At 54.0% G+C, this 13076-nt stretch carries 15 protein-coding genes; 8 read left to right on the top strand and 7 right to left on the bottom strand.

The genetic code is table 11. From position 1 onward, the window contains the following. Positions 1 to 375: 375 nt before the first annotated feature. Complete coding sequence (gene gmhB / locus L350_RS08325) at positions 376 to 942, bottom strand: D-glycero-beta-D-manno-heptose 1,7-bisphosphate 7-phosphatase (protein ID WP_022647122.1); 567 nt, start codon at positions 940 to 942, stop codon at positions 376 to 378. Positions 943 to 1130: 188 nt separating this feature from the next. On the opposite strand from gmhB, the gene metN reads away from it, so the two are divergent. The 6 genes from metN (at position 1131) to proS (ending at position 6710) form a co-directional block, all read left to right on the top strand. Continuing rightward, positions 1131 to 2162 carry a methionine ABC transporter ATP-binding protein MetN gene (gene metN, locus L350_RS08330; protein ID WP_032625582.1) on the top strand — a complete coding sequence of 344 codons (1032 nt, stop codon included), beginning with the start codon at positions 1131 to 1133 and terminating at the stop codon, positions 2160 to 2162. After that, the gene (locus L350_RS08335) at positions 2155 to 2808 is read left to right on the top strand and encodes a methionine ABC transporter permease MetI (RefSeq protein WP_003856130.1); all 654 of its coding nucleotides are present in this window, start codon (positions 2155 to 2157) and stop codon (positions 2806 to 2808) included. Before metN ends, L350_RS08335 begins: the two co-directional genes overlap by 8 nt. A gap of 40 nt (positions 2809 to 2848) precedes the next feature. Further along, the gene (metQ, locus tag L350_RS08340; protein WP_032625581.1) at positions 2849 to 3664 is read left to right on the top strand and encodes a methionine ABC transporter substrate-binding lipoprotein MetQ; all 816 of its coding nucleotides are present in this window, start codon (positions 2849 to 2851) and stop codon (positions 3662 to 3664) included. A 106-nt stretch (positions 3665 to 3770) separates the two neighbouring features. Then, positions 3771 to 4175: an Rcs stress response system protein RcsF gene (gene rcsF / locus L350_RS08345; protein WP_003856133.1), complete on the top strand. Its 405-nt coding sequence runs from the start codon at positions 3771 to 3773 to the stop codon at positions 4173 to 4175. Beyond that, a complete protein-coding gene (gene tsaA / locus L350_RS08350) occupies positions 4172 to 4879 on the top strand; it encodes a tRNA (N6-threonylcarbamoyladenosine(37)-N6)-methyltransferase TrmO (RefSeq protein ID WP_023299375.1) in 708 nt (235 codons plus the stop codon). The genes rcsF and tsaA overlap by 4 nt, the downstream gene beginning before the upstream one ends. 112 nt (positions 4880 to 4991) lie before the next feature. Further along, positions 4992 to 6710, top strand: a complete 1719-nt coding sequence (gene proS / locus L350_RS08355; RefSeq protein WP_023305473.1) for a proline--tRNA ligase — start codon at positions 4992 to 4994, stop codon at positions 6708 to 6710. Positions 6711 to 6756: 46 nt separating this feature from the next. Here proS and nlpE read toward each other — a convergent pair whose 3' ends face one another. From nlpE to L350_RS08370, 3 genes are read right to left on the bottom strand one after another with little or no spacing between them, the layout of a single operon-like run. Further along, a complete protein-coding gene (gene nlpE / locus L350_RS08360; RefSeq protein ID WP_006810026.1) occupies positions 6757 to 7455 on the bottom strand; it encodes an envelope stress response activation lipoprotein NlpE in 699 nt (232 codons plus the stop codon). Positions 7456 to 7494: 39 nt separating this feature from the next. Next, positions 7495 to 7911, bottom strand: a complete 417-nt coding sequence (arfB, locus tag L350_RS08365; protein WP_022647119.1) for an alternative ribosome rescue aminoacyl-tRNA hydrolase ArfB — start codon at positions 7909 to 7911, stop codon at positions 7495 to 7497. Continuing rightward, entirely contained in the window at positions 7908 to 8453 is a 546-nt protein-coding gene (locus L350_RS08370; RefSeq protein ID WP_032625580.1) for a YaeQ family protein, read from the bottom strand. Before L350_RS08370 ends, arfB begins: the two co-directional genes overlap by 4 nt. 195 nt (positions 8454 to 8648) lie before the next feature. Here L350_RS08370 and L350_RS08375 point away from each other — a divergent pair, with 195 nt between their 5' ends. Beyond that, positions 8649 to 8849: a YaeP family protein gene (locus tag L350_RS08375; RefSeq protein WP_003856146.1), complete on the top strand. Its 201-nt coding sequence runs from the start codon at positions 8649 to 8651 to the stop codon at positions 8847 to 8849. Continuing rightward, positions 8836 to 9096 (top strand): Rho-binding antiterminator, encoded by a 261-nt coding sequence (gene rof, locus L350_RS08380; RefSeq protein ID WP_023305471.1) that lies wholly within the window; start codon positions 8836 to 8838, stop codon positions 9094 to 9096. The genes L350_RS08375 and rof overlap by 14 nt, the downstream gene beginning before the upstream one ends. 26 nt (positions 9097 to 9122) lie before the next feature. Here rof and tilS read toward each other — a convergent pair whose 3' ends face one another. The 3 genes from tilS to L350_RS08395 all read right to left on the bottom strand — a co-directional run bounded on the left by tilS (position 9123) and on the right by L350_RS08395 (position 13056). Continuing rightward, entirely contained in the window at positions 9123 to 10409 is a 1287-nt protein-coding gene (gene tilS, locus L350_RS08385) for a tRNA lysidine(34) synthetase TilS (RefSeq protein WP_032625579.1), read from the bottom strand. 58 nt (positions 10410 to 10467) lie between these two features. Beyond that, the gene (locus L350_RS08390) at positions 10468 to 10857 is read right to left on the bottom strand and encodes a VOC family protein (RefSeq protein WP_032625577.1); all 390 of its coding nucleotides are present in this window, start codon (positions 10855 to 10857) and stop codon (positions 10468 to 10470) included. A gap of 66 nt (positions 10858 to 10923) precedes the next feature. Beyond that, complete coding sequence (locus tag L350_RS08395; protein ID WP_022647114.1) at positions 10924 to 13056, bottom strand: lysine decarboxylase LdcC; 2133 nt, start codon at positions 13054 to 13056, stop codon at positions 10924 to 10926. Between the last annotated feature and the right edge of the window lie 20 nt (positions 13057 to 13076).

The following is a 13076-nucleotide window of genomic DNA, read 5'->3' as shown; positions in this document are numbered from 1 at the left end:
AATTTAAAAGTTTGATGCTCAATGAATTAAACTTCGTAATGAATTACGTGTTCACTCGTTGAGACTTGGTATTCATTTAGTGTCCGAGGACATTAAGAATCCATGTCACTTTGAGTGCCCACACAGATTGTCTGATAAATTGTTAAAGAGCAGTTGCGACGCGCTTCAGCGCTCTGTCGCGAGGTGGCGTATATTACGCTTTCCTCTTTCAGAGTCAACCCGTTATTTCAGGATTTTTCTCTTCAACCGACCGGGTTGTCTGTGAAGTGATTCACATCCGCCGTGTCGATGGAGGCGCATTATAGGGAGCCGCCGAGGAATGACAAGCGGAAAAATGCATTTTTATTTCAACCGCTCACCTTTTCACCAAAACGTCTATTTTTGGTGCTTTTTAATCTCTTTTGGCAGATCTGCCAGACTAGTTATCACCCAGTCAGCTGCATTTTCTGCTTCTGGGGTGACTGGTTTACCGGTCCGCACTAATACTTTGGTTCCCACACCCGCCGCCGCCGCTGCCTGCATATCCTCCAGTTTATCGCCCACCATAAAAGACGCGGCCATATCAATGTGCAGGAATTCCTGTGCAGAGATAAACATGCCCGGGTGTGGCTTACGGCAATCACATGTCTGACGATACGCTTCTACTGTTCCCTGTGGATGATGCGGACAATAATAGATGCCATCAAGATCGACGCCACGATCGGCCAGAGACCAGTCCATCCATTCCGTCAGCGTCTCGAACTGCGCTTCGGTGAATTTACCCCGGGCGATACCGGACTGATTAGTTACCACCACCAGCGCATAGCCCATCTCTTTCAGCTGGCGCATGGCATCTATTACGCCCTCAATAAATTCGAACTCATCAATCTCATGGACGTAACCGTGATCCACATTAATTGTGCCGTCACGATCGAGAAAAATTGCGGGTACAGATTTTGCCACCGGTTTGCTCCTGAAAAAGGCTTGTTCAGCTAGTATCTCATGAATCGCAGCGCAATAAAGTGCTCATCGCACAGAGGTGGATTGATTTAGACGTCTGGATGCCTTAACATCCATTTTGTTTACGGTCATTCCCCGTATCTGGCAGAAGAAAATGCCACGGCTAACTTACATACGATAAAAATAATCTAATGATTAAACTTTCCAATATCACCAAAGTGTTCCAGCAGGGGAACCGAACCATTCAGGCGCTGAACAACGTCAGCCTGCATGTGCCTGCTGGTCAGATTTATGGCGTCATTGGCGCATCGGGTGCGGGTAAAAGTACGCTGATCCGGTGTGTTAACCTGCTTGAGCGCCCGACCCAGGGCAGCGTAGAAGTTGGCGGCCAGGAGCTTACCGCTCTCTCAGAGAAAGAACTCACCAAAGCGCGTCGCCAGATTGGCATGATTTTCCAGCACTTTAACCTGCTGGCCTCACGCACGGTTTTTGGAAACGTGGCGTTACCGCTGGAGCTGGATAGCACACCAAAAGAAGAGGTTACGCGACGCGTCACCGAACTGCTGGATCTGGTTGGGCTGGGTGATAAGCATGACAGCTACCCGGCCAACCTCTCCGGCGGGCAAAAGCAGCGTGTAGCAATCGCTCGCGCGCTGGCAAGCAACCCAAAAGTGCTGCTGTGTGATGAAGCCACCAGCGCGTTAGATCCGGCCACCACGCGTTCTATCCTGGAACTGCTGAAAGACATTAACCGTCGTCTGGGCCTGACTATCCTCCTTATTACGCACGAAATGGACGTGGTGAAGCGTATCTGTGACTGCGTCGCCGTCATCAGCAACGGTGAGCTGATTGAGCAGGACACGGTCAGCGAAGTCTTCTCGCACCCGAAAACGCCTCTGGCTCAGCAGTTCATTCAGTCCACACTGCATCTGGATATTCCGGAAGATTATCTGGAACGTTTAAAAGCAGACGCAACGCCTGACAGCGTCCCGATGCTGCGCATGGAGTTCACGGGCCAGTCCGTTGACGCACCGCTGCTGTCCGAAACCGCGCGTCGCTTTAACGTGAATAACAACATTATTAGCGCGCAGATGGACTACGCCGGTGGCGTGAAGTTCGGCATTATGCTGACGGAAATGCACGGCACACAGGAAGAAACCCAGGCGGCAATTGCCTGGCTGCAAGAACATCACGTAAAAGTAGAGGTGCTGGGTTATGTCTGAGCCGATGATGTGGCTACTGGTTCGCGGCGTTTGGGAAACGCTGGCAATGACCTTCGTATCGGGCTTTTTTGGTTTTGTGATTGGGCTGCCGGTCGGCGTACTGCTGTACGTCACGCGCCCGGGTCAAATTATTGAAAACGCGAAGCTGTATCGCACGCTCTCTGCGCTGGTGAACATTTTCCGTTCTATACCGTTTATTATCCTGCTGGTGTGGATGATTCCGTTTACACGCGTTATTGTCGGGACGTCGATTGGTTTGCAGGCGGCAATTGTCCCGCTAACCGTAGGCGCCGCGCCGTTTATCGCCCGTATGGTGGAAAACGCCCTGCTGGAAATCCCAACAGGCCTGATTGAAGCTTCCCGCGCTATGGGTGCGACGCCAATGCAGATCGTTCGCAAAGTTCTGCTGCCTGAGGCGCTGCCTGGGCTGGTGAATGCAGCAACCATCACGCTTATCACCCTGGTCGGTTATTCCGCGATGGGCGGCGCCGTGGGTGCTGGCGGTTTAGGACAGATTGGATATCAGTACGGCTATATTGGCTATAACGCTACCGTAATGAATACCGTTCTGGTATTGCTGGTTGTGCTGGTTTACTTAATCCAATTCTCTGGCGATCGTATCGTCCGGGCTGTTACGCATAAATAACGTTACAAACAACACAAACTCGACGAGTTAAGGATATAACATGGCGTTTAAATTTAAGACCTTTGCAGCAGTAGGCGCACTGATTGGTTCGCTGGCACTGGTGGGTTGCGGTCAGGACGAAAAAGATCCGAACCACATCAAAGTAGGCGTTATCGTCGGTGCAGAGCAGCAGGTTGCTGAGGCCGCGCAGAAAATCGCGAAAGAAAAATATGGCCTGGACGTTGAGCTGGTGACCTTCAACGATTACGTTCTGCCGAACGAAGCGCTGAGCAAAGGCGACATTGACGCTAACGCCTTCCAGCATAAACCGTACCTGGATCAACAGATCAAAGATCGCGGCTACAAGCTGGTTGCTGTCGGTAACACCTTCGTTTACCCGATTGCCGGTTATTCCAAGAAAATTAAATCTCTGGATGAACTCCAGCCGGGTTCACAGGTTGCCGTCCCTAACGACCCAACCAACCTTGGCCGTTCGCTGCTTCTGCTCCAGAAAGTGGGCCTGATTAAACTGAAAGAAGGTGTTGGCCTGTTGCCGACCGTTCTGGACGTGACCGAAAACCCGAAAAATCTGAAAATTGTTGAGCTGGAAGCCCCTCAGCTGCCAGGTTCTCTGGACGATGCACAGATCGCGCTGGCCGTTATCAACACCACTTACGCCAGCCAGATCGGTTTGACCCCTGCGAAAGATGGCATCTTTGTTGAAGACAAAGATTCCCCGTACGTCAACCTGATCGTGACTCGCGAAGACAACAAGGACGCGGAAAACGTGAAGAAATTCCTGCAGGCATATCAGTCTGAAGAAGTTTACCAGGAAGCCAATAAGGTGTTTAACGGCGGCGCGGTTAAAGGCTGGTAATCTCACCTCAGTGTAATATCATCAAGACGGGCATTTGCCCGTCTTGTCATTTGTGCGGTCAACTGCTTCAATATCTGACGTTTTGATTATCCACTGAGGAACTATTATGCGTGCTTTACCGATCTGTCTTTTAGCACTGATGCTGAGCGGCTGTTCTATGCTAAGCAGATCTCCTGTTGAACCCGTTCAAAGCACTGCAACCCCGCCAAAAGCGGAGCCAGCAAAACCGAAAGCGCCTCGCGCTGCGCCGGTACGTATTATTACTAAAGCCGACGAGCTGGTCGGTAAGCCATTCCGTGAACTGGGCGAAGTGAGCGGCGAATCCTGCCAGGCAACGAATCAGGACTCCCCTCCAAATATCCCAACAGCCCGCAAGCGTATGCAAATCAACGCGTCGAAAATGAAAGCCAACGCGGTGCTGCTGCACAGTTGCGAGGTCACCAGTGGTACGCCGGGCTGCTACCGTCAGGCGGTATGTATCGGTTCTGCGCTTAACATCACGGCGAAATGAGTTCATTTCAGTTCGAGCCGATAGGCGTTATCCGCTCCCCTTATAAAGAAAAGTTCGCCGTGCCGCGTCAGCCGGGACTGGTCCTTAACGGCGGCGGCGAGCTGCATCTTGTCGCGCCGTATAATCAGGCCGACGCAGTGCGCGGGCTTGAGGCATTCAGCCATTTATGGGTGGTGTTTGTGTTTCACCAGACCATGGAAGGCGGCTGGCGTCCTACCGTGCGTCCTCCTCGTCTGGGCGGAAATGCCAGAATGGGAGTTTTTGCCACCCGCTCAACGTTCCGACCGAATCCAGTCGGGATGTCGCTGGTCGAACTGAAAGGGATACGCTGTCAGAAAGATCGGGTGATCCTGGAGTTAGGTAGCCTTGACCTGGTTGATGGTACGCCGGTCATCGATATTAAACCTTACCTGCCCTTCGCCGAAGCGCTGCCGGATGCCCGTGCAAGCTATGCTCAGGACGCCCCACAGGCAGAGATGCCGGTTTACTTCACATCTGAAATAACGACGCAAATCAGCCAGCTGGAAAAGCGCTATCCTCGTCTGCGTGACTTTATCGTCGAAGTCCTGGCGCAGGACCCTCGTCCCGCCTACCGCAAAGAGGAAGACGCAGGAAAAACGTACGCCGTCTGGCTGCTGGACTTTAACGTGCGCTGGCGCGTAACTGATGCAGGTTTTGAAGTGTTTGCCCTGGAACCCAGGTAATTTTGTTCTCCTCTCTTTTGGCATCTTTGCCACACTGGTAAACTAAACCACTTTTTTTGTGTCAGGCTGGTGTTTCAGCCTGTTCCAATCGTCGAAATGGAACCGTAACAACATGCGTACTAGCCAATATCTGCTCTCCACTCTGAAGGAGACACCTGCCGACGCCGAGGTGATCAGCCACCAGCTGATGCTGCGCGCCGGGATGATCCGCAAGCTGGCCTCCGGGTTATACACCTGGCTGCCGACCGGCGTGCGCGTCCTGAAAAAAGTCGAAAACATCGTGCGTGAAGAGATGAACAACGCCGGTGCTATCGAGGTGTTAATGCCGGTCGTTCAGCCTTCTGAACTGTGGCAGGAGAGCGGTCGCTGGGAGCAGTACGGTCCTGAACTGCTGCGTATTGCCGATCGTGGCGATCGTCCATTCGTTCTCGGCCCAACGCATGAAGAAGTGATCACCGATCTGATCCGTAACGAGCTGAGCTCTTACAAACAGCTGCCGCTGAACTTCTTCCAGATCCAAACCAAGTTCCGTGACGAAGTGCGCCCACGCTTTGGCGTGATGCGCTCTCGCGAATTCCTGATGAAAGATGCCTACTCTTTCCATACTTCTCAGGAATCACTGCAAGAGACCTACGACAAAATGTACGTGGCCTACAGCAAAATCTTCTCCCGCATGGGGCTGGATTTCCGTGCTGTACAGGCTGATACCGGTTCAATCGGCGGTAGCGCCTCTCATGAATTCCAGGTTCTGGCGCAGAGCGGCGAAGACGATGTAATTTTCTCTGACTCCTCTGATTACGCCGCCAACATTGAGTTCGCAGAAGCGCTGGCACCAAAAGAACCACGCGGCGCGGCAACGCAAGAGATGACGCTGGTTGATACGCCAAACGCGAAAACCATCGCCGAGCTGGTTGAACAGTTTAATCTGCCGATCGAAAAAACCGTGAAAACCCTGCTGGTGAAATCGGCTGAAGGCAGCGCTTACCCGCTGGTAGCCCTGCTGGTCCGTGGCGATCACGAGCTGAACGAAGTGAAAGCCGAGAAGCTGCCGCAGGTTGCCAGCCCGCTGACCTTCGCGACGGAAGCCGAAATCCGCGCCGTGGTGAACGCAGGCCCAGGTTCTCTGGGTCCGGTGAATATGCCTGTTCCTGTAGTGATTGACCGCACCGTTGCGGCGATGAGCGACTTCGCTGCAGGGGCAAACATCGACGGTAAACACTACTTCGGCATCAACTGGGATCGTGACGTGGCGACGCCGGAAGTGGCTGACATCCGTAACGTGGTCGCAGGCGATCCAAGCCCGGACGGCAAGGGTACCCTGATGATTAAACGCGGTATCGAAGTAGGCCACATCTTCCAGCTGGGCGATAAGTACTCGCGCGCAATGAACGCTGCCGTTCAGGGCGAAGATGGTCGTAACCAGGTTCTGACCATGGGCTGCTACGGCATTGGGGTAACGCGCGTTGTTGCGGCCGCTATCGAGCAGAACTATGACGAACGCGGAATCGTCTGGCCGGATAACATCGCGCCGTTCCAGGTGGCGATCCTGCCAATGAACATGCACAAGTCTTACCGCGTGCAGGAGCTGGCAGAGAAACTCTACGCTGAGCTGAGCGCGAAAGGTATCGACGTGCTGATGGATGACCGTAAAGAGCGTCCTGGCGTGATGTTTGCTGATATGGAACTGATCGGTATTCCACACACCATCGTCATCGGCGACCGTAACCTCGACAGCGACGAGATTGAATACAAGTACCGTCGCAACGGCGAAAAACAGATGCTCAAGACGGGCGACATTCTTGATTACCTGGTGAAAGCCATCAAAGGCTAAGAAACAAAAAAACCCCGCCAGTGCGGGGTTTTTTAATGGCTATAACTTATTTGCTTTCGCAGTCTTTACCCGCAGCAAACTTCGCGTCTTTATCTGCCACCAGCGTTTTCACCAGCTCACCGCTATCGGGGTTTGGCTCCAGCGTAAAATGCCCTTCAACCGTCAGCAACACTGGTTTGCTGTCGTTACCGCGCGCGACGGCATAGTCACGCTCCAGCTGGGCATTGTTCGCCACGCTGACTTTCTTCCCGGTTGCACAGTCCGTGAAGATTGCCGCATCCGCCATGTAGAAATACATCCCTCGCATCGCCATTGGGGTTGCAGGCAGGGTCGCTTTTACCGGGGCCAGCGTGTAGTTGAACTGGGATTCAATCGGATTGCCTTCGCGATCGAGCATCTCCATCCCCTCGCCTTTGGCGCGGAAATACGTTTTATCGCCCGTGGTATCAGTCAATACCAGCTTTTCAGCCGTACGCGCCCATGTTCCGTATGTTGCAAAAGAAGACGGCTCTTTCGCCCCCTGATAGCGCTGGTTCATCACCCAGGTGCCATCTTTTTGCAGGAACAGAGAGGTTTCGATGCCTTCACAATCTGCACATGGCAATACGCCGCGCCAGCTCTGCTGCATCGGCTTCAATTCTTCGTTTTGCGTTGGCTGTAGTACCTGTGTTTCTGAACGGTTGTTACAGCCAAAAAGCGCGAACAGGCTTGTCACGGCCAGCGCTGATAATAATGCTTTTTTCACAATACATTCCTTATGAAAAAGTGTGTCCCTTTCGTCACATTACGGGTGACGGACTTTGCCACGCAGTGACTTTACGGTGGATTTCTGCGCCTTCGATGACAACCGACGTTCTTTCGATGCCCGCGTTGGACGTGTTGCCCGGCGACTTTTTTGTACAGCCGTCAGCTCTTTTATGACCGCCGCCAGTCTGGAAAGTGCCGCTTCCCGGTTCATTTCCTGGCTGCGATATTCCTGCGCTTTAATCACAATCACACCTTCACTGGTGATCAGATGATGGCTGGCGGCAAGCAGACTTTCTTTATAATACTCTGGCAGGCTGGAGGCCCGGATGTCAAAGCGCAAATGGATAGCCGTTGAGGCCTTGTTAACGTGCTGCCCCCCTGCGCCCTGAGCACGGATGGCGGTGATCTCCAGCTCGTGATCAGGGATGCTGACGTTTCGGGACAACTCAATCATGATACGGGCTGCCAGGCCGTGAGATGAATTTCCAGATTATTCTGAGAATCGGAAAGCCAGATAGCGCCGTCCTGAATCGTTGCCTGAAGCGCCATTGTCCGGCTGGCGAATGCGCTCAGCTGTGCCAGTTGTTCATCATCCAGATACCAGACGGTAAGATTTTTGAACTGCGCACATTTATTTTTGTTTTGCTGCCGCCAGATCTCCGCCGCGCGCTGGTTATAGGCAAACAACGCCACTTCAGCTGACTGGGTGCACGCCTTTTTGATCCGGCGTTCATCCGGCAGGCCAAGCTCAATCCATAAATCGATACCCAGATGATCGTTGCGCAGCCAGGCTTCCGGTTCATCTTCCGCGCTTAAACCACGGGTAAATTGCAGACGCTCGTCGGCATACTTAATCCACGCCAGCAGGCGCAGCATCATGCGCTCCTGGGTTTCAGAAGGGTGACGCGCCAGCGTCAATGACGCATCCAGAAACTGGTTACGGTCAAGATCCGCCACATTGACCACAGCTTTATAAATTGTCGCTTTCAGCGCCATGAGAGAACTCCTTTCGAATCAGGCGTACATTGTAGCGAAAACCGCAGCAAAAGGCTGTTACGAGGTGGTGGCACCCCGTTATCAAGGCGCTGATATTGCTTAAATGAGTATGGTATAGTCACCTTGCTAAACCGAGTTTAACTTCGTAGGCTTAATGATATCTCACAGTAAGTCAGTACGCTGGCAGGAGGTGATGTGAATAATTATTGTGAGTTGATTCGCAGACGGTATGCGGAAATTGCCAGCGGAGATCTGGGGTACATCCCGGATGCGTTGGGCTGTGTATTGAACGTGCTGAATGAAGTGGCCTCTGATGAGAGCCTTTCTGAATCGGTCAGGGAAAAAGCAGCGTATGCTGCGGCGAATTTACTGGTGAGCGATTATGTCGATGAATGATATCTATCAACCCATCAATTGTGATGACTATGACAACCTCGAACTCGCCTGCCAGCATCATTTAATACTGACGCTGGAGCTAAAAGATGGCGAAGTGCTAAAGGCAAAGGCCAGCGATCTGGTTTCCCGTAAAAATGTGGAATACCTGGTTGTGGAAGATGCAGGTGCAACGCGTGAGCTACGCCTCGACAAAATTGCCAGTTTCAGCCATCCGGAAATCGGCACCGTCGTGGTGAGCGAATCCTGATAACCAACGGGCAGCCAGGCTGCCCGTTACGCTTTCCATTCAAAATTGACACCCGCTTCAGCCCACCCTTCCTGGGTAATAAACACACCTGCCGCCGCGATGAGCGTGTCGCCGTAAAACAGAAGCGGCGTGGTATCACGTCGCCAGGGCGGAACGTTCTGTTCCTGCCAGATTTTCTTCAGTTTACGCCCGCCGTTACGCCCAACGATATGCAGCATGCCGCTGGCCCTGAAGCGTATGGTGACGTTCTCGTCCGGCTCAGGTAGACGCACATTGCCCGAATGGCTTAACGCAACGACACCGGCATTCAACGGTAGCGTTAATGCTTTTTCCGGCGACGGCCAGTCAAGCACAACGTCAGCCAGCGACGGCACAGATTTCACCCACCAGAGTTGCTCTTTATAGCGCCTGACGTCATAACCATTCAGGTGTATACACGGTGCGGCATCTTCCCGCGCCTGTGCAACTTCTTCCCAGATACGGTTGAGCATCGCCCGGGACGGCATAACCGCACGGTGGGAAGCCAGCCAGCGACGAATCAGAGCAGCCCGACGCACGGGGTTCATCACTTTCAACGGCGCAATGTTCAGGGCACCGTCAGCGGTAATCAGCGTATTCAGCTCCCCGCTCAGCAACTCATCCAGCAAGCTTTCCTGTTCAGCACAAAGCATGGCACTTCTGGCCACCGCTTCGGAAAAATGGGCCCAGCGCTCACTCAGCAGCGGTAAGACGCGCAGGCGCAGGAAGTTACGGTCGTAACTGTCGTCCTGATTGCTTTCGTCTTCAATCCAGCGCAGATGATGTTGCTGCGCCCAGGCTTCCAGTGATGCGCGCGTCTCACCCAGTAGCGGGCGGATGAGCTCTGTTTCAGCAAAACCAGCACGCTCAGGCATGGCGGATAAACCCGCAGGCCCGCTGCCCCGCTTGAGCGCCAGTAAAAACGTCTCGCACTGGTCGTCCAGATGCTGCGCGGTGACCAACGCTTCTCCAGGCTGTAACGCGCCGGAAAACGCGGCGTAGCGGGCTTTGCGCGCCTGCGCCTCAATACCCAGCCCTTCATCCTCAAGCGTGACGCGTTCAACGATTAGCGGGATCGCCCACCCTGAGCACACCGCTTCGCAGTGCGCCACCCACTCGTCGGCATGGGGGCTTAAGCCGTGATGGATATGCATCGCCCGCAGCTGGACGTCAGGCTCACGGTCGCGCCAGAGCTTAAGACGGTGCAGCAAAACGGTGGAATCCAGGCCACCGCTGAACCCCACCAGCAGCTGGCGGTAGGGTGAAACGGCGTGCGCGATAGCGGGTAAGGTCATAGGAAATTACACATAAAAAATGCCCGAACTGAACGGGCATTATCACACATGACGGCGATTACTGCTGATAAAGCTCCAGCGGCAGACCGTCCGGATCGTTGAAAAAAGTGAAACGTTTATCGGTGAAGGGATCGATGCGAATTGCTTCACAGGCCACGCCGTGGGCTTCCAGATGCTTTACCGCGCTGGCCAGGTTATCGACGCTGAAGGCCAGGTGGCGCAGGCCGCAGGCTTCCGGGCGCGAAGGACGCGCTGGCGGGAAAGGAAAAGAGAACAGTTCAATCACATATTGTCCGTTTAACGCCAGATCGCCTTTCCAGGAATCGCGCTCCTCGCGGTAGGCCTCGCTCAACAGCGTAAAGCCGAGAATGTCGCAGTAAAAGGCCTTACTTTTCGCGTAATCGGTGGCAATGATCGCAATATGATGAACAGCTTTTAAACCCAGCATAGTTTCTCCTTTTTATGGTGCCCTGAACGTTACAACCGACAACCCGGCCCTGGCAAGCGGCCCCTTTTATTTTAGGACTCTCACCCAGTACACACCGTTATCATCGCGTTTCGCACCGTGAATATCCGTCTCAAAGCCCGGATAGTGGCGCCCTATCGAACAGAGCATCAGCAGGAAATCGAGCACCGCCCGGCTCTCCTCGGTGATCATCTCGCCCGGCATCAGCAGCGGTACGCCCGGCGGATAAGGCAGGATCATGTTGGCTGATACCCGCCCGACCAGGTTCTCCAGTTCAATGGTTTCAACCTCCCCTTTCACCTGGCGTTGCCACGCCCTGTGCGGCGTGAGCTTCATTTCAGGCAGAACATCAAATGCCTGCAGCATCAGGCGCGGCAGATCGTGCTGGCGGATCAGCCTGTGGATCCCCTGGGCCAGATCCTGAATACGCATATTGCGGTAGAAGTCAGGATCTTCCGCGTAGAGATCCGGCAGCATGTTCTTCACCCGCAGGTTAAGATCGTATGCGCGCTTAAACTCCATCAGTCCGCGCAGCAGCCCCATCGCGCGGGTTTTATCGATCCCGATACTGAACAGGAACAGCAAATTATAGGGGCCGGTTTTCTCCACCACCACGCCGCGTTCATCAAGGAACTTCGCCACCAGCGCAGCCGGGATCCCTTCCTCACCCATCACACCCTGCTCATCCATACCCGGCGTCAGGATCGTCACCTTAACCGGATCGAGGAACATGTGGTCCGCATCAGCATCACGAAAACCGTGCCAGCTCTCCCCCGGCGCGACGGGCCAGCATTCTGCTTCATCAATCTCTTCCGGCTGCCAGATATCAAAGAACCAGCCGTCCGCTTCATCTTTAAGTCGCTGAACCTCTTTTCGGAAATGCAGCGCCCGCTCCACCGATCGGTTGATCAGGCGTTTACCCGGATTACCGCGCAGCATCGCCGCCGCCGTTTCGATGGACGCCACCAGCGGGTAGCTGGGCGACGTGGTCGTGTGCATCATGAAGGCTTCGTTGAAGGTGTCCTCGTCGTATTCGCCCTTGATGTGAATGAGAGACGCCTGGGAAAACGCGGCCAGCATTTTGTGCGTCGACTGCGTCTCGAAGAACACCTTGCCCGGCACCCGCTCGCCGCTCATCCCACTTTTACCCGAGTAAATCGGGTGGAAATTGGTGTAAGGCACCCACGCGGAGTCAAAGTGAATCGACGGCACGTCCAGCGTCTGCTTGATCCAGTTCGTGTTGTAAAGCAGCCCGTCATAGGTGGAGTTGGTGATCACCGCATGCACAGGCCAGCTTGCCTCGGGGATCGCCGCGATCTTATTTTCAATGGCTTCATGCGCGAACTCACGGCGAGGAATGCCGCCGAGGATCCCCAGCGCATTACGCGTGGGAGACAGCCAGAGCGGCACGACGTCACTCATCATCAGCAAATGCGCCAGTGATTTATGGCAGTTTCGGTCAATCAGCAACGTGCTACCGGCAGGCGCGGCATACATCCCGACGATCTTGTTCGACGTCGAGGTTCCGTTGGTCACCATGTAGCTCTGCTCGGCACCAAAGGTCCGGGCGATGTACTCTTCGGCTTCCAGATGCGGGCCGGTATGATCCAGCAGCGAGCCCAGCTCGGTCACTGAAATCGACACGTCCGCCTTCAGCGTATTGCCGCCAAAGAAATCGTAGAACAGGCACCCTACCGGGCTTTTTTGATAGGCCGTTCCCGCCATGTGGCCTGGCGTACAGAAGGTGTACTTCCCTTCATTCACATAGGTGAACAGCGCACGCGTAAACGGCGGGGTGATGTTATCCAGATATTCACCGGTGTACTGCTGAATGCGGGTCGCAATGTCCTCAGCCACGCCGAGCGCGTATTCGAAGAACCACAGCGCCATACGCATATCATGGGCGCTGACGTCCATGGTCGAGTGAGTGTTGATAAAGGCGTACAGCGGAAGATATTCGTTGAGCTTATTGATCTCGCTGCACAACTCCATGTCGTATTCGTCCCAGTCGAATATCACGCCACAGATGCGCGGATTGTGTTCGATGAATTTCAGCAGGTCGGCGCTGTTTTGCGGCCAGATTAGCTGATATCCGCGTGCTTTAAGGGCTTGCTCCAGCTCCTTGATGGGTTCGTCTTTATAAAAGACGCCGTGTGGCCCCATGATGGCAATGATGTTCATGGTTTACCTCCTTGAAAAAC

It is taken from the genome of Enterobacter sp. MGH 4, assembly GCF_000534735.1.
Classification (GTDB): Bacteria; Pseudomonadota; Gammaproteobacteria; order Enterobacterales; family Enterobacteriaceae; genus Enterobacter; species Enterobacter intestinihominis.
The sequence above is the reverse complement of the archived record's forward strand: the minus strand, read 5'-3'. Positions and strand labels throughout refer to the sequence as shown.